Consider the following 22,177-nt stretch of genomic DNA (forward strand, 5'->3'; position numbering starts at 1 on the left):
GTTCAAAATTAACCTCTCCAATCTTGGACGATATTTCCGTCACGAATTACAATTTGGCGTGCTGCCGCTTCCCCAATTTCACGATCATGGGTAATCATAATGATTGTTGAGCCTTGTTTGTTTAATTCGTAAAAGAGATCCATAATTTGTTTACTTGTCTTTGTATCAAGCGCGCCAGTTGGTTCATCAGCTAAAATGAACTTTGGATTATTTACAATTGCACGAGCAACGGCAACACGCTGTTTTTGTCCACCAGATAATTCATTTGGCAAATGCGTGGCACGATCTGCTAGACCTACTTTTGTTAGTGCAGCTAATGCACGTTCACGTCGTTCTTTTTTATCTACTCCAGCGTAGATAAGAGGTAATTCTACGTTTTGTAGTGCATTGAGACGTGGGAGAAGCATGAAGTTTTGGAATACAAATCCGATTTCTTTATTACGAATATGAGCTAACTCCGTTTCAGACATGTTTGAAATGTTCTGTCCAGCTAACGAATAAGTTCCACTTGTCGGCTTATCTAAGCAGCCGATAATATTCATTAATGTTGATTTACCAGAACCAGACGGCCCCATGATAGAAGTAAATTCGCCTTGATTAAGTGTTACATCAATACCATGTAAGATTTGAACTGTTTCTTCACCGTTTTGAAAGGCTTTCGTGATGCCTCTTAAATCAATCATTGGGCGTTAACCTCCATACCATCTTTTAAGTCTTTTTCTGGTTTAGAGATGATTTGGTCACCTTTTTTTACGCCAGAAACTTTCGCTTCGCCATCTGTTTCAAATTCAACAGTAACAGCTTGTTCCTTTGCCTTACCGTCTTTCACGATAAATACAACATTTTTATCACCTTTTTTCACAATGCTGCTTTTTGGAACAACTGTACCAGTTGCTTCACCAGACTTGCTTGTTACGTATACGTGGAATCCAGTTTGTAGCTCTTCATTATTATCTAATGTAACGATAAATTGATAGTTAGATACTGTCTTGTTTTCATCCATGCTCTTTACTGGTGTTGTACCGATTTCAGTGACTTTTCCAGTCCATTTTTTTCCTGGTACTGTTTTGGATGTAACAGTTACTTCTTGCCCAACTTTTACTTGGGCTAATTCATATTCTGATAGCTGACCTTTTACTTTAAGAGGACCGGCAGTGCGAAGGGTAATGCCGCTCATACCTGTTTTTTCATTCGCATTTTTTGCAATTTCTTCAATTACGCCATCAGCTGGGCTTGTTACAGAAAGTGTAGTGAGTTTTTCTTTGTTTGTTTGAATCATTTGATCAGCTTTTTCAACTTCAAATTTTTTCATTTCAAGTTGTGATTCAAGTTGTGTGATTTCAGTTTCTGTTGCTTTTAGCATCTCCCCAGGTGAACCGGCATTTTTATCTTTTTGTAATTTTTGTTTTGCTGCATTTAGTTGTTTGTTTAATAATTCTACTTCTTTATTAGCAAGTTTTTTTTGCATTTCGGCTTCTGTTACACCTAACTTCATGGAAGGATCATTATATTTAAAAAGTAGCTGTCCTTTTTTTACTTCATCGCCTTTTTTAACAGATAGCTCATATGTCCCTTTTGATGGATCAAATGCGATTGTTTCAATACCATTTGGAATGACTTCGCCACCAAATTTTTGTGCATTTTCAATTTGCTTTTCTGATACTTTATAGCTGCTGTAAGCCTTCGCTACATCGCCACCGCCAGCAAAAGTAAAATATGAACCTGCTGCAATTCCAATTGTTATTAAACCAGTAATGATTACTTTATTTTTCTTTTTCATTTATTTATCACCTTTTCGCTCGTTTTTGTATCTGTTTTCAGTATAGAAGAGAGAGAAAATATGACAAATCGTTTTAGCTTACAATAACATTACAGTTTTGTAAGGTTAGCGTATGGAGAGAAATAAGGTTGAGAATTTGTATATCTGGAGCCTTTTCATTTAGGGGGAGAGCAGATTGGTTGACGAGCCTTTTCTTTCTTACAATAATATTTATGAAGGAAAGGAGTGAGGAATATGAAAACGTACTTTGGAGCATTTCCGGTAGAGCCATTTGTTCCGTATTCAAAACAACATGTCATTATACTACTTCTTATCGGTATAGGAGCTTATTTTCTTTATCATTTTCAAGACATACTCCGTGAGCAACAATGGAATATGGCTGTACGATATGCGATTGCCTTTTTATTTATCGGAAGTGAAATTGGACTTGATGTGTGGCAGGTGAAAGCTGGAATTTTTCAGTTGAGTACATCATTACCATTTGAGTTATGTACCATTAGTTTAGTATTAGCAACAATAATGGTTATTACAAAAAGTTATAAAGTATATGAAGTTGTCTTTTTTACAGGGATTATTGGGGCATCACAAGCCATTTTAACTCCAAACTTACAATATGCTTTTCCGCATTTTCGCTTCATAGAATATTTCATCGCACATGTATTACTCATTTTGGCACCGCTCTTTATGACATGGGTAGAAGGGTATAGGCCGACTTTTCAATCAATCAAGCGTACGATGATTTTTTTAAACATATTGATTCCAATTGTTTCGTTTGTGAATTATAAAACCGGTGGTAATTATATGTTTTTGGCGTATAAACCAGAAACAGCTTCATTACTTGATATGTTAGGTCCGCATCCATACTATATTATTTCATTAGAAATCGCTGCGTTTATAGGGTGCCTATTATTGTATATGCCATTTGTTAGAAATGAAAAACGCGTGCATAAAGAATCACTAGGATCATAATCTAGTGATTCTTTTTTTGTAGAAAATATTTACAATTCTGAAAATTGTTTATAAAATAAAGCGGAGTATCAATAGAATGGAAATTTGTATAGAGAGAAGGGGGAAAATGACAAGAAAGGTGATTTCAAATGGAATAGAGATTACAGTGCAATTTATTCTTTCTGTTATTGGTATTATTTGTTTAGGTGCTCTTCCAAAACTATTCGAAGGCTTACATATTAATTTTTCACAGTATGTACAGGCTTTAAAGATGTCAGTTATGAAACTGATAGATGTTCCAAACTTAGCGTATGGGATGAATCGACCGTTATTTCCACAGCTATTTATTCATTATAAAGAAACGATGATTCTTTTTTTAGCTTCATTTTTTATTTCATTATGTATAGCTTTCTGCATTGTATATATGATGATGAGAAGTCGTTCGCATATACAGCGGCGCATTAAAACATTTCTGCTTTTTCTTGAGTCCATCCCAGACATTCTTCTTATTATCGGATCGCAAATTCTTGTTGTATGGTTTTTTCAAAAGACAGGTTTTTTACCTATTAAAATTGCTGCGCTGAGAGGAGAGTCCATTCGGGGTTTACCTATTATTTGTTTAAGTATTCCCACTACGATTATGTTTGTAAAGTTATTACTCCTTCGTTTTGAAACAGAATTAGAAAAAGATTATGTATTATTTGCACGGGCGAAAGGGTTTGATCGTTTCTATATTTTAAATCGTCATGTATTGCGGAATGTGTTGCTTAGTACATTGTTTTTTGCGAAAACAAATATTTGGTTTATGTTATCAAATTTGTATATTATAGAATGGCTTTTTAACACACATGGTATTTTTGTATTCATTAAAAATTATCAACCGATTGAAGTTTTTACAATGAGCATCTTACTTATTTATATCCCGATCTTTGTTCTATTTAAGTCATTTCATTATTTCGTTCCAGATGCGATGAAAGAGAGGGCGTAAGAGATGTGGAAATATATAAAGCGCGATAAAAAGTTTTGGTTTAGTATTTTATTTCTTGTCGTGTTAGTTGGACTTAGCATTGGGAATACATTGTGGAATGGAGGGCATATTCGCCAAGTTTCGCTGCAATATGACGCGCAAGGAAATGTAGAAGCTCCACCATTTTCGCCTTCATCAAAATTTTTATTAGGAACAGATCGAAAAGGTTATGATCTTTTACATTTAGTCATTGAAGGGGCGAAGTGGACTATTGGTATATCCGCTTTTATTGCGATGATGCGGGTGGTTTTAGGTCTCTTTTTTGGTGTTATATTAGGAACCTATGTAAAAAGAGGGTTTTCAAAAATTGAAGCGTTTTTTGATAGCTTTACAGTTATTCCAACTGTTATGATTGCATATTTCTTTCTTCAGTTTGCAACTAGTTTTGTGAATGGAGCAGAGACGACTAGTTTCTTTGAGAGAGCATCATTTCAAGTCATATTGTTTATTGTGCTTGCACTTCCTACAATTTCTCTCTATATTGCGAATGAAGTGCAGAAATTACAAAAGGAAGAGTTTATAGATGCTGCTCGTATATTAGGCGGAAGTAGAAGGCGTATTGTTGTGAAACATGTGTTTCCGCACTTATATATGACGTTTGTACTTGTATTGATGCAGCAGTTTATTCAAACGTTGATTCTTTTTCTTCATTTAGGATTACTTGAAGTGTTTTTTGGAGGGACGGTCCAGTTTGGAGGAATGGTCAAAGAGCTAGATTCTTACACACATGAATGGTCTGGTTTAATAGGTGTATACTTTCGCTCTCTATCAGTGCATCCATGGATTCCGCTCGTACCAATTACTTTTTTTGGACTCACTATCTTCTCAGGGAATATGATTGTAAGAAGTATAGAGGATGCGATAGCAAAAGTAAGGTTAGGAGAAATGAACAAAGACGAGGAAGTAGAAGAAGTAAAGTCTATTTCACTTCCTAAAGAAGAGTTATTTACATTTAAACATACGATGTAAAAGAAAAGAAGCAGGCATTTTTTAGAATGCTTGCTTCTTTCTTTATTTAGTAGAAACTTCACCTTCCGTTTGTGTCTGCGGGATAAAGTATCCGACAATACCTCCAATAATTGCTGGGACAATCCAGCCAATCCCTAATTTGTAAAAAGGAATTGTGCTCGCAATAGATGTAATAGCAGCTGGCATCATTCCCATATTATCAAGAGCATGAATACAGCTAATGATGAATGCAGCAATCATTGCACCGATGTATACAGATGGTTTACGCTTCGTATATTTATCAATAAATGATACGAAAATTAAAATGATTGTAATTGGATAAAGAATAATTAACACAGGTAATGTAATTTTGATTAATAAGCTGAGTCCTAGATTGGAAACAATAAAGCTAAAAATACAAACATATAATACAAGCTTTTTATAAGAAACATTTGTTAATACGGTTGTGAAATAGTTGGCAAATGCACTGACTACACCAATAGCTGTCGTTAAGCAAGCAAATATAATTGCGATGCTTAGCAAAATATTACCGCTTGTCCCAAATAATTGGTACATAACAGTTGCTAATAGCTGGCCACCATTTTCAAATTGTCCTAGATTTCCATTTGATGCTCCGATGTATCCAAGTAAGAAATAAACGACTGTTAAAAGGAAAGCAGCAATGCTTCCGCAAATAATTGTGTACTTTGCAATGGAGGCTTTTTCCCTTACACCGTTTTGACGAATAGCATTTACGACAATTGTCGATAAAACGAGAGCGCCAATCGCATCTAATGTTAAAAATCCTTCTAAAAACCCTTTGAAAAATGGAATCTCTTTATAGTCGCCAACAGGAGGAACAAACGAACCTGTTGGTGAAAGAATCACTTTTGTTGCCATAACCGCAATAATACCAAGTAAGATTGGTGTTAATATCTTCCCAATATGATCAACTAATTTGGATGGGTTTAATGATAAGAAGTAAACAACAGTAAAGAAAATAAAGCTAAATAGTAACATGGAATACCATTGGTCCTGAAAAAGCGGTGCGATTCCAATTTCATAAGAAACAGATCCAGTTCGTGGAATAACAAATAGTGGGCCGATTGAAAGGTAGATAATAATAGCTAATACTGCTGCAAACTTTGGATGAACACGGCTCGCTAAACTTTTAAAACTACCACCTGCAAGAGCAACGGCGACGATTGCTAATAATGATAAACCTACATCTGTAATAATAAATCCTGAAATAGAAACCCACATGTTTTCTCCTGAAGAAAGCCCAAGAAGTGGCGGGAAAATCATATTACCAGCGCCGAAAAAAACTGCAAATAGCAATAAGCTAATGGAGAGAATTTGCGATGGCTTTAAAGTTGTACGCATGTATAGAAAATCCTCCTAAATATCTTTTTGTCGAAAATTCAAATAATTTGTCGAGTAACTGTTATAATTTTAATCGTCTGATGACTAGAAATCAACAGGAAACTTTAAAAAATTTTAAAAATAATGCGTTAAATTGAATAATTATGCCTTTTTGGAAAAACATCGGTATGGAAGTTAGGGAAAGATAGATGGACAATAAAAAATACACATATCAATAGGATATGTGTAGCTGAAAAAATTAAAAATAAATTTTTCGATCGCGTTCTTCTTTTAAAATTTCAACAGCTTCGCGGAAACGCTGGGAATGAACGATTTCGCGCTCACGTAAAAAGCGGAGGCTATCATTTATATCAGGATCATCTGATAAATCAATGAGCCACTGATAAGTTGCTCTTGCTTTTTCTTCTGCAGCAATGTCTTCATATAAGTCTGCAATTGGATCACCTTTTGCTTGTATGTATGTGGCTGTAAACGGAACGCCGCCTGCATTGTGATAAAATAGTGCACTATCATGATTAGCGTACTGAGCATCTAGTCCAGCTGCTTTCATCTGCTCAGGGGTCGCGTCTTTTGTTAATTTATAAATCATTGTTGCAATCATTTCAAGATGAGCAAATTCTTCCGTACCGATATCTGTTAATAAACCTATTACTTGATCAGGAATCGTGTAGCGCTGGTTTAAATAACGGAGAGCAGCTGCCAATTCGCCATCTGCACCACCGTACTGCTCAACTAATAATTTTGCAAGTGCTGGATTACAAGTACTTACTTTTACAGGGTATTGCAATTTTTTTTCATATATCCACATATTTTCTCTCCTTTATATTTGCCATGGCCAAGGACCTTTACTCCATTCCCACGGAGCATTAGAGTAGCTATTACCAAACTGTTGGAGTGGGCCATACTTTTCTTCAATTTTTTGCTTTTGCAATCTTCTTTTATAGGAAAAATCATTAAATTGATTTATCGCTGTAACATCATCTGGATGAGTATCTAGATAAAGCGTAAGTTCAACTAATACAAAATCGAGTTCTTGCAACTCTTTTATCCATTCATAATATTCATCTGGCAGTGTTTGAGTCACGATTCTTGTCACCTTCCTTTCTTATGGGGGCTTTCATAATAATCATAAAGAGCAGGCCATAAAGTGCCTTTTTGTAAGGCGTCTCTTGGAGGGAATTGTGGTAAATTAGTTGGTTGGAATCCCATATATAAATGAGGAGGGGTTGAATAAAATCTCTTTCCAATCGGCGGACAAGGATCTTTTGGACTATGGTAAGGTGTGTAAGATTTCATAAATTTGTCCATAATGCAAACCTCCTTTATAAGTGAAACATTCATCACTATGTATTGTATTCAGACATAATTGTTATTTATGACTCATATAGAAAAACTAGTAGGGTCAAGGAGGAAATGTACGTGGAGACTATTACAAATTGTATTGTATTAGAAGTAAGAAATTTAAAGGAAACATTATATTTTTATGAAGGTATCTTGGGATTTCAGCCGAGTAGACACCGGCCACAATTACATGTGCCTGGCGTTTGGTATGATATTGGTGCAACGAGAATTTGCTTTGTTTTAAATAGGGAAAAAGGCGGGGATTTCGGTGAGGAAGTGCCTTCTTATATAAATTTTAGTTTGCCATTTTGTGATATGGAAAAAGTACGAAAAAAATTAGAGTTCTATTGTGTGTCATTTCAAGAGTTAGAGAGCTGTAAAACGGAGAAAAGAGGTATTATTGTGCATGATCCTGACCAGTATAGAATTCTAATTGCGCCGAAAGAGTAGATAAGGGGGGAGTTAACAGGATGAATAGTACGTATGAAGAAATCGCGTTGTTTGAACATAAATTCTGGTTGAAGGTTCTTGGCGATCATGCGCAGTTTCTTTTAGATGCTTTAGCTCAAAATGAAAGTGAAGATATTCAAAAAGCGATGTATTTTGTCCAAATATTTGATAGATTCCTCAGTAATATTCATACGGTAAATTTGATTGCATTTGCGAAAGATGCACATAAAGTAGCAGAGGAAATTAGAAAATTTAAGTTAAATATTATACAAAAGCAACTGGAAGGAAAAATTGTCATTCATTTTACACCAACTTTTATTAACCATATGGTGAACGAAGTGGAAGAGTACATAACGGTATTAGAATATTTAATAAAAGGAGAAGTGCCACCTGTTTTTCATGAATTGCATTATCATCTTGCTTGGCTAACGGATGCAGCGGGTCATGCAGGTGCCATTTCAGGTGGATTAGATCTGGTCGAGAAACGACTGAAAGAGAAGAGTGAAGAATATGAAAAGCATTTTGAACAGTTTTATTTAAAAGCTGTGGAAATGACAGGTTACTTACGGGCGGAACTGCATTCTTTTCCAGCTCTAAAAAAATTTACAAAAGATGTTTCATTAGAATTAACACTATTCTCCCGTTTTCTTCACGAATTAGAAGAATTAGAGTTATCTAATCAAGTATTAAGCTTAATATCTGGAAGAATGGCAGACCATATGGCAAGGGAAGAATGTTATTATTTACTGAAACTAGCACAAGCTTCTGGGTTAGAGATGCCAAAGTGTAATCCGCTTTAATTTATACCATATAAAGTGAAACTTTAATTGATGTGGGGCTTTGGCTCACATCAATTATTAGTTGAACCAATCGGGCTTTTACGGGCAGTTGATTCCCCACCTAATTTCTTTGCTTTCGCTGAATTTTGAGGAGGGGTCTTACTGCCCGTTAATGCGGGATAAAAATTCGCAATGATGTGGATTTTTATATGGTATTTTTGTTTTTTTAGGAGATGCTAGAAAGGAATTATAGAAAGGGGGAATAGAAATGCAATTAGCAACGCATGAATTACGTGACTTAAGTGAACTGATAGCGGGAGACTATAACACAATTAATACGATGTGTACATATATACAGCAAGCACAGGATGATGAGTTGAAACAAATGTTACAGAATCATCTTCCTCTTCATGTGCAAGATTATAATTTGAAGGTAGAATTTATACAAGGTGAGACAACTCCAAATATATCAAAGTTTCAGCCGTCTAAATTAAAACCAGTATTAGCTTCTTATACAGAGGCACCTTCACAAAAGTATTCCCCCGTTACACCAAGCGTCATTGCACAACCACCTAATGATCGAGCAATTGCGACTGGATATTTATTGAACCAAAAGTCTTCTGCGTTTAATTGTGCAGGTTCTTTATTAGAGTGTGCGAATCCAGAGTTAAGAACGCTTTTAGAAAATACCTTTTTAAATAGTAGTCACCATGCTTATGACATTTGGCAGTATATGGTGAAGAAAGGGTATTATCAGCTATCACCAGCACCAAGTTCTGAAATGCAAGCCATAGCGAGTATGTATCAGCCTATTAATGAAGGATAACCAAAAAAGATTGACAAGTTCTATCAAATATTTTAAGGTGATTTTATAAGATTGCGTATATAAAGGGGAGTAACTTGTCACAATAAAGTCGTCATTACAGGGAGAAACCCTCGGCTTTATTGGCAACGATTTGTTGTTAGTGAGACCTTTACCAGCAATGGTAAAGGCCCCTTATTGTTTTTTTTAAGACCTTTACTATATTTGGTAAAGGTCCTTTTTGTATGCAGAAAAAGGAGAGGTGAAAAATGAAAAAGTTTATAAACCGATTTCGATTTATGCTTCATTTTCGTCAATTTGGTCCATTTTTATATGACTTTTTTACATCAAAAGAAGTCGCTATGCAGAAGAAAATACTATCCATTGTTTTTTTAATTGGGTATGTCGTATTTCCGTTTGATCTCATCCCTGATTTTCTACTGTTTTTTGGGGGATTAGATGATATTGCTGTTGTCTTATTTATTTTACAGCGAATTGTGAAAATGGCACCGAAGCACTTACAAGAAAAATATAATTTAAATAAAGGATAGGAGTTCATAAATGGAGCAGTTTATTTTAGATGTGATTGAGTATTTAAAGCAGTTTTCTTATTTCGGTGTAATTCTAGCATTAACATTTGAGTTTATTCCAGCAGAAATTGTGTTGCCGCTTGTTGGATATTGGGTATACGAAGGAGATATGAATTTTTGGCTCGCAGTATTAGCTGGAACGATCGGAGGAACGACGGGGCCGCTAACACTATATGCAATCGGTTATTATGGTGGTCGACCGTTATTACTGAAATATGGAAAATACTTTTTTATAAAGGAAGAACAGATTCAAAAAGCAGATCATTTCTTTGAAAAATATGGACCAGCTGTGGCGTTTCTTGGCCGATTTATTCCAGGGGTTCGTACACTTATTTCAGTTCCATGTGGAATCGCCAAAATGAACATTTGGAAATTTAGCATATACACATTTGTAGCGATGTTGCCACTCACAACGCTATATGTATATGTAGGATTGAAATTAGGACCTCATTGGAAAAAAGCAGGTGCGATTGTTGAACAATATACATTACCGATACTAGGGATTGTTTGTTTCATTGTGATAGGAATGTTCATTTTCAAGTTTGTGAAAAAGAAAAATAAAGCGGAGTCTATGTGAAAGATGATGAGACTTTTGTTTGATTAAAAGTATTTTAGACGATAGAAAAAGTATTGGACTTAAAAGGTGCTTTCATATACAGAAAGCACCTTTTGTAACATAGATTATCTTTTTATATTGTGATTTATGTGATTAAAATCTACTTTTATCCTCCAAACATCTTTTGGTTATCACATAATACTGTTTCTAGATTGTAAATTTAAATCCTTTTATATATTCCAGTAAGGCTAATCGACATCATATCTACTATTTAGTCTAATAGAGATTTAAATGGAACAACTATATATGAGTGATATATAGTTGTTCCATTTCGATTTGCCAACATATAAGTTGCGGCTATGAAGAACAAAAGGTGACCTGCACTCGTTTTTTTCTTTTTGTTTTAACTTGGCATGGGGCAGGAAGAGGATCTGACCGCTTCTATGCACGGCCGGATGCTCTCTCCCACCTAAAAATAAAGGTTTTATGTCGTTTTTTATTTGTATTTATATAGCTGTTGTGGCACTTTACAGGAAACTGACTGTATATTTACAAAGATGTAATATTTTTCATTATTCGTTTAAACGAGGTTAATATGTGTTAGATACAATAATCCTTGTACTGAATCAAACATATGAGGAGGATTTACGTGAGTAGGAACATGTTTCAGAAGGTAAAAGGTCTTATTGGATTATTAGCAGTTTTCATTTTAGCGTTTGTATCGTTTCCATGGAACACTTCCGCACAAACGGAAGAGAAGAAACAAGAGGAAAAACCGCAGGAGAAAAAACTTGTCTTTCCGGTTGTAAGTGACGTACATATTAAAAATAGCGGAACAGATGATACGTTCCGTTGGAAAAGAGCGATTGAACAGTTTAATACACTTGCGCCAAAACAAGACGCATTTGTTATCGTTGGTGATTTTACAGATTCAGGGTCTAATCAGCAATATGATCGTTTTATGCAAGTATATAATCAATATGCCAATAAAGATGCAGTGAGAATGAATTCACTTGGAAACCATGATTATTGGAATGGTTTATCGGCAGAGGATGCACAAAAACGTTTCTTAGAAAAGACAGGAATGGAATCTATTTATTATCATAAAGTCGTGAAGGGATATCACTTCCTTGTTATGTCACCAGAAGATGGAACAACACATGGATATTATTCTGATAAACAAATTAATTGGTTGAAAGAAGAAATTGCGAAAGCAAAAGCTGATGATCCAGAAAAACCAATTTTCGTGTTCTTGCACCAGCATATTAAAGAAACTGTGTATGGTAGTCATGAATGGGGAACGAAGGACAGTGCAAAAATTAATGAAGTATTAAAGGATTATCCGCAAGCAATTACATTCTCTGGTCATTCGCACTATCCATTAGATGATCCAAGATCCATTCATCAAAAAGACTTTACATCTGTTGGAACATCTTCAGTAAGTTATATGGAAGTAGAGGGCGGGAAAGTTCAAGGTAATATTCCGCCAGGTGCAAGCGATTTAAGCCAAGGTTTATTAGTAGAGGTAGACGATAAAGAAGTAACAATTAATCGTCGTGATTTCCATACGAATTCTTGGACAGGTGAACCATGGAAGGTTCAACTACCAGCTAAAAAAGAATCTTTTAAACATGTGGAAAGCCGCGATAAAGAAAAACCATCTTTCGAGAAAAATGCAAAGTTAAAAGTTTCAAATGTAACTGAGAGTTCAGTAACAGCGACTTTCCCGCAAGCAGTGGATAATCTACTTGTTCATTCTTATCGTTTACAAGCAAGAGATAAAGAAACAGGAGAAATTAAAAATAAGTTATTAGCATTCTCAGAGTTTTATCGTGATCCAGTGCCGAAAGAACTTACGTTTACATTAGGTGGGCTAGATAGTGGAAAAACATACACGCTAGAAGCAGTTGCGATCGATTCATTCGAAAATGAAAGTGAACAGCCATTACAAGCAGAAGTAACAACGAAAAAAGAAATTATTGATCCGAATGTGAAAGTGCCAAAGGCGGATGTATTTGATGTTAACTTTTTAGATGGTACATTTAAAGACAACTCGCCATTTGGAAGTAAAGGCGATGTAAAAGGGAATGTATCAATTGAATATGATAAAGCATTGAAAAAACATGTAATGAAATTAAATGGAAAAGCAAACACATTTGGCTATATCCCGTTTTCAGCAGCTCAAAAAGAGAAAGTGGCGAATACATTTACATTAGAAACGGTATTTTCTATGAATGAAATTCGTGGTCAAGCTATTATGGAAAATACAGAGAGCGGCGGAATTGGGTTCGAATCTACTGGAACTGGATATGTAGAATTATGGGCTCATATTGGTGGTAGCTATAAACGTATAGGTACACAATTAGAGGCAAATAAAACATATCATTTAACAGGAACGTATAATGGAAATGAATTAGCAATCTATGTAGATGGAAAAAAAGTAAATAGTCAGCCAGTGACAGGTAAAGTATATCATCCGAATGTACCATTCGCGATTGGTGCAGATCCAACAAGCGATGGTAACGGTGGAGTTCCATTACATGGACAAGTTGCGCTTGCAAAATTATATAGTAAAGCACTTACTTCATCTGAAATAGTAGCGGCATACAATGAGTTTACAAATCGCACAAAACTAGAAGAATTAAATACTTTATATGAAGAGATTGGTAAAGCAAAAGAAACATTAGCAGGTTCTTATGAATTCGGTGAAAAGCCGGGCCAATATTCACAAGCTGCCTTTACAGAATTACAAACAAGTTATAATGGAGCAAAAGCAGTATTTGAAAATATGGCGACGACAGGTGAGCAAGCAGTTGGGGCATATCAGAGTTTAAAAACAGCACATCAAACATTTGTACAATCAAAAGTAGTTGACCAAAAACCAGAAACGCCAAAAGAGAAATTACAAAAAACAATTGATGCAGCAAAAGCTTTATTAGCGAAAGTTCAAGTAGGACAAGAACCAGGACAATATCAAGAAGTTCCAGTTAAAGCATTAGAAGGAAAAATCAAAGTAGCGGAATCTGTAGTAAAAGATACAAAAGTAAAAGATCAGTATGTAGAAACAATGAATCGTACATTAGAATATGCGATGCAGCTTGTTGAAAAGAGTGTAAATAAGTAAGAGAATGGGAAGCTTGCCTTGGGCGAGCTTCTTTTATTAGTAGGAATTTATGTCGTATCGCTGATATATGTAGTGATTCCGCCGATATATTATTTCATGTTACAATAAAGAGAGATGAAACAAACGTAAAGGGGCGAAAGATTTGGAAGAGCAAAAGCTAAAAAGAATTCTTGAATATGTATGGATTGCAGTTGTGCTCCTTGTTGGATATTATTTTTTGAAAGATAAAAGCAAATGGGTTCTGTTTTTAATGACTTTTCTATTAGCAGGATTAGGAGCATTGTTTATTAACTTTTTCTTTGATAGTGTAACTGCATGGAAAAAGAAAAAGAAGGAAACAAAATAATAAAGTGAAACTTTAATCAGTGGGGGATTTCTTCATCCTCCACTGATTGCTAGCCCACACTAATCGGGTTTTTGTGGGCAGTTCATGCGGGATAAAAGAGAATGGATATGCGAAACTGGAAGCTTGTGTACCAATTGGTTGTAATGATGATTGTAATTACGATTGGTATTGTAAATTACTCGTCATCAATAGGGAATTGTGCCTGGTTTACAGCTTGCATCGACATATTGTCCATTCTACAAACGTTAACAAAAAAACAAACTCGAACGTAAAGCAGCTCGCTAATATAGCGAGCTGTTTTTCATGCTTTTTTTTGTTCACCATTATTTTCTTTGGTCAGTAGATGGCTATTACGTCTAGAGTAGAAGAAATATACACATAGTCCAATGACAAGCCAAACAGCAAATCCTTTCCAAGTTGTTGCAGAAAGGTTAATCATTAAATAGAGACAACAACAAATTGCAACAATTGGTAATATAGGTACGAATGGTGCACGGAAACCTCTTTTTAAATCTGGGTGTGTTTTGCGTAAAATAAGTACAGCAAAGCAAACGAATGTAAAGGCTGTTAGTGTACCGATGTTCACTAAATTTGCAAGTAGATGTAAATCTAGTAATCCTGCTAATAAAGCTGCTGCAATGCCAGTAATCCACGTATTTAATAGAGGTATTTTAACTCTTTGATTTACGCGAGCTAATGCTTTTGGAAGTAGCCCGTCACGGCTCATTGCATAGGAAACGCGAACTTGCCCATACATAACGACTAAAATAACGGTTGTCATTCCTGTCATTGCACCGACAGCTAATAATCCAGCAATGGTGTCTTCACCAACGAAATGAAGCGCAAAAGCAACTGGATCTGAAACATCTAGTTGTGTATAAGGAACCATCCCTGTTAAAACAAAGGATACAATCATATAGAGTACCGTACAAATGAGAAGGGAACCGATAATTCCAATTGGTAAATCTCGCTGTGGTTTTTTCGTTTCTTCAGCAGCTGTTGCAATGGCATCAAATCCTAGAAAGGCAAAAAATACTGTTGCTGCACCTGTAATAATCCCATCATATCCAAATGGTAAAAACGGTGTCCAATTTTCCGGTTTGACGTATTTTGCACCTGCTACGATAAAGGCAATAATCACTGCTAATTTAACTAATACCATAATATTATTAATGCGAGCACTTTCGCGTACACCGAAGCTAAGAAGCAGTGTAATAAAAAGTAAAATACATACAGCTGGTAAATCGATTATTCCGCCTTTTCCCATTCCAGGGGCCGAGGCGATAATGGCGGGTAGATGAATATTAAATCCGGAAAGTAACGATTGTAAATATCCTGACCATCCGACAGCAACCGCCGCAACTGCCAGTAAATATTCTAGCATTAAACACCAGCCAACAATGAAGGCAACGACTTCTCCAACTGTCATATACGCATATGTGTAAACGCTTCCTGAAATAGGGATAGAAGAAGCAAATTCTGCATAGCAGAAGGCCACACATGCACAGGTAAATGCAGCAATAAGAAAAGATAGCATAATACCAGGACCAGAATGTTTGGCCGCAACAATACCTGTTAAGACGAAAATACCTGTCCCAATTACAGCTCCAATTCCTAAAAAGGTTAAATCTAACGCAGTTAACGTTCTTTCTAATTGCCGTGGTGATTCAGTAGTAAGTGGTTTTTTTCGTAATAATGATTTCACTTGGACTCTCCCCTCATTCTTCGATTTTCACAACTGCGAATATAATACGAGCCCACTGCAAAATAGTCCATAAGCGAATAGAGGTACAGTTGTGTGCTTTGATAAAAAATCTAGAATTGCTGTAGTCATTTTATTATATTTCAGAATATTTTGTCAAATAAAAATGTAACAAATAAAATCTTAGATGTAAGGAAAAACTAACACCAAAAATAGATGTATTTTATAAAGTAGGAGAAGATATTATGCTGTTTTATTTTGAAATTGTCGTTATTTTACTTTGTACGAAATTAGCTGGTGATATTAGTGTTAGACTTGGTCAACCATCGGTACTAGGAAAATTAATTGTTGGAATTATTATTGGTCCCGCTGTTTTTGGAATTATTAATAGTTCTGAACTTATTGATGAACTTAGTGAAATTGGTGTTCTGTTACTCATGTTTATGGCAGGATTAGAAACTGATTTGGAGGAATTAAATCGCAATTTGAAATCTTCATTCGCAGTAGCGATGGGAGGTATCATTTTTCCTTTCCTCGGCGGATATTTGGCCGGACTCGCATTTGGGATGTTACAATCACATGCCATTTTCCTAGGATTACTGCTCTGTGCAACATCAGTGAGTATTTCTGTTCAAACATTGCGAGACTTAGGGAAAATGAATACAAGGGAAAGTACAACGATTTTAGGGGCTGCTGTATTTGATGACGTTATCGTTGTTATTTTATTAGCCTTTGTTATGAGTTTTTTAGGCACACAAGATGTGAGTATTACACTTGTTATCGCTAAGAAAATCATTTTTTTCGTAAGTATTGTTTTCATTGGATGGAAAGTGGTTCCGTGGATTATGAAAATGTTGGTGCCGCTCCGTGTGTCAGAGGCGTTAATTAGTGCAGCACTTATTATTTGTTTTTCATTTGCTTACTATAGTGAGCAAATGGGGATTGCTGGTATCATTGGTGCATTTGCTGCGGGGATTGCCATTTCACAAACAACATATAAACATGAAGTAGAACATAAAATAGAACCGATTGCCTATGCGATTTTTGTACCAATCTTTTTTGTTAGCATCGGGATGGAGATTACATTTCAAGGTATCGGAAACCAAATTTGGTTTATTGTCATCATGACGATTGTTGCCATTATCACAAAGCTAGTGGGGTCAGGCTTAGGAGCGAGGTTAACAGGTTTTAATTTAAAGTCTTCTATTAGCATTGGGGCTGGGATGGTATCGCGTGGAGAAGTAGCACTTATTATTGCAGCAAATGGACTTGCAGCAAATTTGTTAGCGAAAGAAAATTTCACTGCAATTGTAATTGTTGTTATCCTTACGACGATTATTACACCGCCGTTATTGAAGAAGTATTTTATCTAAGGTAAGAAAGCTTATCTCATGTGGATAAGCTTTTTTTATGAGTATAAAAAATAGTAATAGTGTAGAGTGGCGAAGTAATAATTGTGTTAAAATTTATGTGTGCTTTAGTACTAGAAGGAGAAAAATGAATGAAGATTGCATGGAAAAAAGTTATATGTGTAGTTGTAATTCTTTTAATGTGTTTACCATTTACATTAGGAAAAGAATCAAAAGTTAAAGATTTTCCTGTTTCTGTTTTCTCTTCTTATATTGCAGGAGATGATTCGAAAGGATATAGATACACTTCCTTTTTACCTGATGCTGCAATTTGGATAAATGGATGGGAAAAGAAGTGGTCTGAAGGAGAAAGGACGGTCTATCAAAAAGGAGATCGAATTGTAAATGTGTTTCATCCTCCTGGTGAAGATGTCTTTTATCTTTATGATTCGCAAGATATGGAATTGGGATATGAAAAATAAAAGCAACCGTAAGGAATGGGGGATGAATGGTGAAGGCGTCAACGCTACTATTTAAAATAGAAAATCATATGAATCAATTTTCACCAGCTGAAAAAAAGGTTGCTCAGTATATTATGGAGAATGCAGAAATTGTTCCTAATTTAACGACAAAAGAAGTTTCTAATAATGCAGGATCCAGTGAAGCAAGTGTCGTACGCTTTTGTAAAACGATTGGTATAGGAAGTTTTAAAGCTTTTAAGTTAGCGCTTGTTAGAGAATTAACAATTGTCCATTATAATATTAATGATTTTTCAGTGATGAACACAGAGGATAGTCCGTTTGATTTATTCAATAAAGTTACATATGTCAATAAGGCTGCGATTGAAGCGGGTATTACTGCTATTGATAAAAAAGAGTTAGAAAAAGCAGCAGATGCCATTTTAGGAGCAAAGAAAATATTATTTTATGGAGTGGGTGGATCAGCTACGCCAGCAATGGATGGAGCGTATAAGTTTACTCGTCTAGGGTTTACGGCTATGATGCTATCTGATTTTCATATGATGCTCCCGCTTGTTACTAACTTAAAACAGGGAGATATATTTGTCGCTCTTTCAACATCTGGCCGGACGAAGGATGTACTAGAAATGGCGCAATATGCTAGTAGACAAGGTGCTACTGTTATCGCTATTACAAAGCTAGATCAATCGTCTCCATTATATAAAGAATCACATATCCGTCTTTGTATGCCAGATGTAGAACAAGATCATCGTATTGCAAGTATTGCTTCAAGAATGACGCAACTTAATATAATTGATGCTTTGTATGTGATTACATTTAATAGGATAGGTAATCAAGTATTGGATAAATTTACAGAAACAAGAGAAGAAGCAGTACGATTACGGAAATTGAAGTAAAGGAAAAGATGAGATGAAACTCATCTTTTTATTTTGGTTAAATAGACACAATTTTGTTATAAAAAGAAATTTCGTTTCGTAAAATGTAATATAAATATTGATTTTAAGTTTCGTGAAGTTATAATAAAAGTGTGAAATTAAATTTCAAAGAAGGTGAGAATATGTTAGAGAATTTATCAACAGAACACCGAAATGAAAATACGATGAATTTAGACGAGATGAGCATAAGAGAAATTTTACAAACAATGAATCGAGAAGATTGTAAAGTCGCTGTAGCGGTTGAAAATGAAAGCGAACAAATTGAAAAAATTGTTCAAAGTGTTGTTTCATCTTTTCAAAATGGTGGACGATTAATTTATATTGGTGCTGGTACAAGCGGACGACTAGGAATTTTAGATGCTGTCGAGTGTCCACCGACATTTGGAACAGATGAGAAACAGGTTCAAGGCTTTATAGCAGGAGGGTTGAAAGCGCTTACTAAAGCGATGGAAGGGGCCGAAGATCGAGAAGATCTTGCAGTAGATGATTTAAAGGGGATTCAGTTAAGTAATAAGGACACTGTTATTGGAATCGCTGCAAGTGGTAGAACACCTTATGTAATTGGTGGATTAAAATATGCAAATTCTACGGGAGCAAGTACAGCTAGCATTTCCTGTAATAAGGGAGCAGAGATAAGTAAATTTGCAAAAATTAGCGTGGAAGTAGAGACAGGTGCAGAAGTGTTAACAGGATCTACACGCTTAAAGGCTGGAACAGCACAAAAGTTAGTACTGAATATGATTTCAACTGCTTCTATGATTGGCATAGGGAAAGTCTATAAAAATCTAATGGTTGATGTTCAGTCGACAAATGAAAAGTTAGTCGAGCGTTCCAAACGAATTATTATGGAAGCGACGGGAGTAGATTACAAAGAAGCGGAAGCATATTACGAAAAAGCAAAGCGTAATGTGAAAACAGCAATCGTCATGATATTACTACAGTGCGAATATGGGGAAGCACTTGAAAAATTAACAGATGCGAAAGGATTTGTGAAAAAGGCATTATAAAAAGTGGGGAGGGGGATTTTACAATGAAGAAAGAACAGCGGATGGCAAAAAAGATTACAGAGCAACTTGGGGGAACGAAAAATATTCGTGGTATTGCACATTGTATGACGAGGTTACGTCTAACACTTCATGATGAAAGTAAAGTCAATATGGAGCTTTTGAAAAAAGTAGACGGTGTCATGGGTGTGATTGAAGATGAAACATTGCAGGTCGTAGTTGGGCCCGGAACTGTGAATAAAGTAGCAGCCGAAATGGAGACTTTGACAGGGTTACGAATTGGTGATGTTGCTGATTACCACCTTGAAGACATTGGCCGAGAAATGAAATCAGCAATGAAGAAAAAAAATAATACACCGGTAAAAAGCCTTTTACGAAAAATAGGGAGTATTTTTATTCCATTAATCCCTGGACTTGTTGCATCAGGAATTATAAATGGTGTTGCTAACTTTGCTAAAAATGCGGGGGCAGATCCAAATGCAACATGGCTGCAAATGTTACTTTTAATTGGCGGTGGTATTTTTACATTCTTAGGTATTTTAGTGGGTTTAAATACGGCGAAAGAATTTGGCGGAACGCCGGTTCTCGGAGCGATTGCTGGTATTTTAATTTTCAATCCAGCTATGGCAAATGTGAAACTATTTGGTGAAGCAATGGTACCGGGGCGCGGTGGTTTATTCGCTGTCATCTTTGCAGCATGGCTTATGGTTGTAGTGGAAAGACAAGTGCGAAAAGCAGTACCGAATGCAGTTGATATTATTGTGACACCGCTTATTACGGTATTAGCAGTGAGCTTAGTAACGATGTTAGCAATTCAACCAGTGGCTGGTTTCCTATCTGATGGAATTACAAGTGGTATTAATGCAATTTTAAATGTCGGGGGAGCGGTCGCAGGAGCTGTACTCGCAGGAACATTTTTACCGCTCGTTATGGTGGGACTACATCATGGTCTAACACCTATCCACATGGAATTCATTAATCAAACTCATGTAACACCGTTACTACCGGTTTTAGCGATGGCAGGAGCGGGGCAAGTTGGGGCAGCTATTGCGATTTATGTAAAAACGAAAAATAAGCGTCTTCGTAATGTAATTAAAGGAGCACTACCGGTTGGTTTCTTAGGAATTGGAGAACCTTTATTATATGGGGTCACATTACCACTTGGTAAACCGTTTATTACGGCTTGTTTAGGTGCAGCTGTTGGCGGTGCATTCCAGGCAGTTATGAAAACGGCTTCACTCGGAATTGGTGTATCAGGATTATCGTTAATTCCGTTAATCGCTGATAATAAATATTTATTATATTTTCTTGGTCTTGTCATTGCTTATGTATTTGGTTTTATCTTTACGTATTTCTTCGGGTTTAAAGAGGAAATGGCAGAGAACATATAGAGAAAGGGATTCCTTTCTCTTTTTTTCATGATAAGTAGAAGGAGAGATTACTATGATAGGACTTTCAATATATCTTTCAAAGGACCGGATAGAAGAGCAAGAAAAATGGTTGAAAACGGTAAGCGAATACGGCTTTACGTCTATTTTTACTTCTCTTCATATTCCAGAAGACGATCCTACAACTTATAAAGAGTTAATACAAATACTTGGGAAGCAAGCGGAAAAATATGAGATGGAACTAATGGTGGATGTTTCTTCAAAGTCTTTGCAGTATTTAGGGATTACATATGAAAATGTGAAACAGTTATTAGCGTGGGGGATTACGGGCTTACGCATAGACTACGGTATAGAGGCAAAGCAAATTGCACGTATATCACACAAAATGAAGATCGCTTTAAATGCGAGTACCATTACGGAATCCTTTTGGAAGGAATTACTTCAGGAAAATGTAAAAGTAGATTGTGTAGAAGCATGGCATAATTTTTATCCACGTCCTGAAACAGGGCTTGCTAAATCATTTTTACAAAAGCAAAATCAATTTTTGCGTGAATGCGGTATAAAAACAATGGCATTTATTCCAGGTGATGGTGAAAAAAGAGGACCTTTATATGAAGGGCTTCCTACATTAGAAAAACACCGATATATGCGCCCGCTTGAGACATATTTGGAACTTGTGGAAGATTGCTTCGTTGATAAAGTATTAATTGGAGATATAAGTGGGAGTTTACAAAGTGTACAAGAAATTACAAGTGCAAATAAAGGGATTATTCCAATACGTTATAAACCGCTGATTAGTGAAAGAGAAGTATTAGAAACAGTAGAGCGAGTACATACGAATAGGCTTGATCCAGCGCATGATGTCATTCGTTCTGTAGAATCAAGAGAAGGACATACTGTTATTTTACCAGCGATGAATACAGTTCAAAGAAAGATAGGGAGTATTACAATTGATAATGAACTGTACGGTAGATATGCAGGTGAAATACAAATCGTTATAAATGATCTATCAGAAAATGAAAAGGTGAACGTAATTGGAACGGTTTTCGAGGAAGATCTATCATTATTGTCTTACGTAAATGCAGGAAAGAAATTTGAACTTATCTCGAAAGAATAGAAAATTATTGATGTTTTTTCGAATGTATTTCCACATGTCGAGCCTTGTAGGAGTGCTATTTTTTGTTAAACATTATCCGTAAAATGGATAATGTTTTTTTATTTCTATTAAAAAAAGTATTTGACGAAT

At 35.7% G+C, this 22,177-nt stretch carries 24 protein-coding genes; 17 read left to right on the forward strand and 7 right to left on the reverse strand.

The annotated features are described in order from the left end of the window. Nucleotides 1-8: 8 nt before the first annotated feature. Both NSQ40_RS03990 and NSQ40_RS03995 read right to left on the reverse strand, forming a co-directional pair. Nucleotides 9-683: an ABC transporter ATP-binding protein gene (locus NSQ40_RS03990; protein ID WP_018766880.1), complete on the reverse strand. Its 675-nt coding sequence runs from the start codon at nucleotides 681-683 to the stop codon at nucleotides 9-11. Continuing rightward, on the reverse strand, nucleotides 680-1,780 hold the full coding sequence (locus NSQ40_RS03995; protein ID WP_098159400.1) for an efflux RND transporter periplasmic adaptor subunit: 1,101 nt from the start codon (nucleotides 1,778-1,780) through the stop codon (nucleotides 680-682). The genes NSQ40_RS03990 and NSQ40_RS03995 overlap by 4 nt, the downstream gene beginning before the upstream one ends. A 234-nt stretch (nucleotides 1,781-2,014) precedes the next feature. Here NSQ40_RS03995 and NSQ40_RS04000 point away from each other — a divergent pair, with 234 nt between their 5' ends. The 3 genes from NSQ40_RS04000 (at nucleotide 2,015) to NSQ40_RS04010 (ending at nucleotide 4,724) form a co-directional block, all read left to right on the forward strand. Further along, nucleotides 2,015-2,749, forward strand: coding sequence for a YwaF family protein (locus tag NSQ40_RS04000; RefSeq protein WP_098159401.1), 735 nt, complete (start codon nucleotides 2,015-2,017; stop codon nucleotides 2,747-2,749). A gap of 106 nt (nucleotides 2,750-2,855) precedes the next feature. Beyond that, on the forward strand, nucleotides 2,856-3,716 hold the full coding sequence (locus NSQ40_RS04005) for an ABC transporter permease subunit (RefSeq protein WP_098159402.1): 861 nt from the start codon (nucleotides 2,856-2,858) through the stop codon (nucleotides 3,714-3,716). Between the two features lie 3 nt (nucleotides 3,717-3,719). Then, nucleotides 3,720-4,724 carry an ABC transporter permease gene (locus NSQ40_RS04010; protein WP_018766876.1) on the forward strand — a complete coding sequence of 335 codons (1,005 nt, stop codon included), beginning with the start codon at nucleotides 3,720-3,722 and terminating at the stop codon, nucleotides 4,722-4,724. Nucleotides 4,725-4,766: 42 nt separating this feature from the next. Here NSQ40_RS04010 and brnQ2 read toward each other — a convergent pair whose 3' ends face one another. The 4 genes from brnQ2 to NSQ40_RS04030 all read right to left on the reverse strand — a co-directional run bounded on the left by brnQ2 (nucleotide 4,767) and on the right by NSQ40_RS04030 (nucleotide 7,394). After that, nucleotides 4,767-6,086, reverse strand: coding sequence for a branched-chain amino acid transport system II carrier protein BrnQ2 (gene brnQ2 / locus NSQ40_RS04015; RefSeq protein WP_003195415.1), 1,320 nt, complete (start codon nucleotides 6,084-6,086; stop codon nucleotides 4,767-4,769). 238 nt (nucleotides 6,087-6,324) lie between these two features. After that, complete coding sequence (gene cotJC / locus NSQ40_RS04020) at nucleotides 6,325-6,894, reverse strand: spore coat protein CotJC (protein ID WP_003195416.1); 570 nt, start codon at nucleotides 6,892-6,894, stop codon at nucleotides 6,325-6,327. A 12-nt stretch (nucleotides 6,895-6,906) separates the two neighbouring features. Beyond that, nucleotides 6,907-7,170, reverse strand: a complete 264-nt coding sequence (locus NSQ40_RS04025) for a spore coat protein CotJB (protein WP_003195420.1) — start codon at nucleotides 7,168-7,170, stop codon at nucleotides 6,907-6,909. Between the two features lie 8 nt (nucleotides 7,171-7,178). Further along, a complete protein-coding gene (locus NSQ40_RS04030) occupies nucleotides 7,179-7,394 on the reverse strand; it encodes a spore coat associated protein CotJA (protein WP_016113226.1) in 216 nt (71 codons plus the stop codon). Nucleotides 7,395-7,505: 111 nt separating this feature from the next. Between NSQ40_RS04030 and NSQ40_RS04035 the strand changes: the two genes are divergently transcribed. The 8 genes from NSQ40_RS04035 to NSQ40_RS04070 all read left to right on the forward strand — a co-directional run bounded on the left by NSQ40_RS04035 (nucleotide 7,506) and on the right by NSQ40_RS04070 (nucleotide 14,346). Further along, entirely contained in the window at nucleotides 7,506-7,877 is a 372-nt protein-coding gene (locus NSQ40_RS04035) for a VOC family protein (protein WP_003195422.1), read from the forward strand. A 20-nt stretch (nucleotides 7,878-7,897) separates the two neighbouring features. After that, entirely contained in the window at nucleotides 7,898-8,677 is a 780-nt protein-coding gene (locus NSQ40_RS04040) for a DUF2935 domain-containing protein (RefSeq protein ID WP_003195425.1), read from the forward strand. 247 nt (nucleotides 8,678-8,924) lie between these two features. Next, complete coding sequence (locus NSQ40_RS04045; RefSeq protein WP_098217442.1) at nucleotides 8,925-9,482, forward strand: spore coat protein; 558 nt, start codon at nucleotides 8,925-8,927, stop codon at nucleotides 9,480-9,482. 245 nt (nucleotides 9,483-9,727) lie between these two features. After that, the gene (locus NSQ40_RS04050) at nucleotides 9,728-10,009 is read left to right on the forward strand and encodes a YkvA family protein (RefSeq protein WP_018766872.1); all 282 of its coding nucleotides are present in this window, start codon (nucleotides 9,728-9,730) and stop codon (nucleotides 10,007-10,009) included. 10 nt (nucleotides 10,010-10,019) lie between these two features. Then, entirely contained in the window at nucleotides 10,020-10,625 is a 606-nt protein-coding gene (locus tag NSQ40_RS04055; RefSeq protein ID WP_003195430.1) for a DedA family protein, read from the forward strand. Between the two features lie 640 nt (nucleotides 10,626-11,265). Further along, nucleotides 11,266-13,728, forward strand: coding sequence for a LamG-like jellyroll fold domain-containing protein (locus NSQ40_RS04060; protein ID WP_098715646.1), 2,463 nt, complete (start codon nucleotides 11,266-11,268; stop codon nucleotides 13,726-13,728). Nucleotides 13,729-13,870: 142 nt separating this feature from the next. Further along, entirely contained in the window at nucleotides 13,871-14,074 is a 204-nt protein-coding gene (locus NSQ40_RS04065) for a hypothetical protein (RefSeq protein WP_003195434.1), read from the forward strand. A gap of 107 nt (nucleotides 14,075-14,181) precedes the next feature. Continuing rightward, entirely contained in the window at nucleotides 14,182-14,346 is a 165-nt protein-coding gene (locus NSQ40_RS04070) for a hypothetical protein (RefSeq protein ID WP_087943317.1), read from the forward strand. A 29-nt stretch (nucleotides 14,347-14,375) separates the two neighbouring features. On the opposite strand, the gene NSQ40_RS04075 is transcribed toward NSQ40_RS04070, so the two are convergent. Next, nucleotides 14,376-15,779, reverse strand: a complete 1,404-nt coding sequence (locus tag NSQ40_RS04075) for an amino acid permease (RefSeq protein WP_003195436.1) — start codon at nucleotides 15,777-15,779, stop codon at nucleotides 14,376-14,378. A 242-nt stretch (nucleotides 15,780-16,021) separates the two neighbouring features. Between NSQ40_RS04075 and NSQ40_RS04080 the strand changes: the two genes are divergently transcribed. The 6 genes from NSQ40_RS04080 to NSQ40_RS04105 all read left to right on the forward strand — a co-directional run bounded on the left by NSQ40_RS04080 (nucleotide 16,022) and on the right by NSQ40_RS04105 (nucleotide 22,048). Next, nucleotides 16,022-17,149 carry a cation:proton antiporter gene (locus NSQ40_RS04080; protein ID WP_018766868.1) on the forward strand — a complete coding sequence of 376 codons (1,128 nt, stop codon included), beginning with the start codon at nucleotides 16,022-16,024 and terminating at the stop codon, nucleotides 17,147-17,149. A gap of 128 nt (nucleotides 17,150-17,277) precedes the next feature. Continuing rightward, complete coding sequence (locus tag NSQ40_RS04085; RefSeq protein WP_003195440.1) at nucleotides 17,278-17,607, forward strand: hypothetical protein; 330 nt, start codon at nucleotides 17,278-17,280, stop codon at nucleotides 17,605-17,607. Nucleotides 17,608-17,636: 29 nt separating this feature from the next. Then, a complete protein-coding gene (locus NSQ40_RS04090; RefSeq protein WP_041488270.1) occupies nucleotides 17,637-18,500 on the forward strand; it encodes a MurR/RpiR family transcriptional regulator in 864 nt (287 codons plus the stop codon). Between the two features lie 161 nt (nucleotides 18,501-18,661). Then, nucleotides 18,662-19,546: an N-acetylmuramic acid 6-phosphate etherase gene (murQ, locus tag NSQ40_RS04095; protein ID WP_098159404.1), complete on the forward strand. Its 885-nt coding sequence runs from the start codon at nucleotides 18,662-18,664 to the stop codon at nucleotides 19,544-19,546. A gap of 23 nt (nucleotides 19,547-19,569) precedes the next feature. Continuing rightward, nucleotides 19,570-20,934, forward strand: a complete 1,365-nt coding sequence (locus tag NSQ40_RS04100; protein ID WP_098159405.1) for a PTS transporter subunit EIIC — start codon at nucleotides 19,570-19,572, stop codon at nucleotides 20,932-20,934. Nucleotides 20,935-20,986: 52 nt separating this feature from the next. Next, nucleotides 20,987-22,048 carry a DUF871 domain-containing protein gene (locus NSQ40_RS04105; RefSeq protein ID WP_098187948.1) on the forward strand — a complete coding sequence of 354 codons (1,062 nt, stop codon included), beginning with the start codon at nucleotides 20,987-20,989 and terminating at the stop codon, nucleotides 22,046-22,048. The last annotated feature ends 129 nt before the right edge of the window (nucleotides 22,049-22,177 follow it).

Origin of the sequence: Bacillus sp. FSL K6-6038 (assembly GCF_038050455.1) — a bacterium.
Classification (GTDB): Bacteria; Bacillota; Bacilli; order Bacillales; family Bacillaceae_G; genus Bacillus_A; species Bacillus_A pseudomycoides.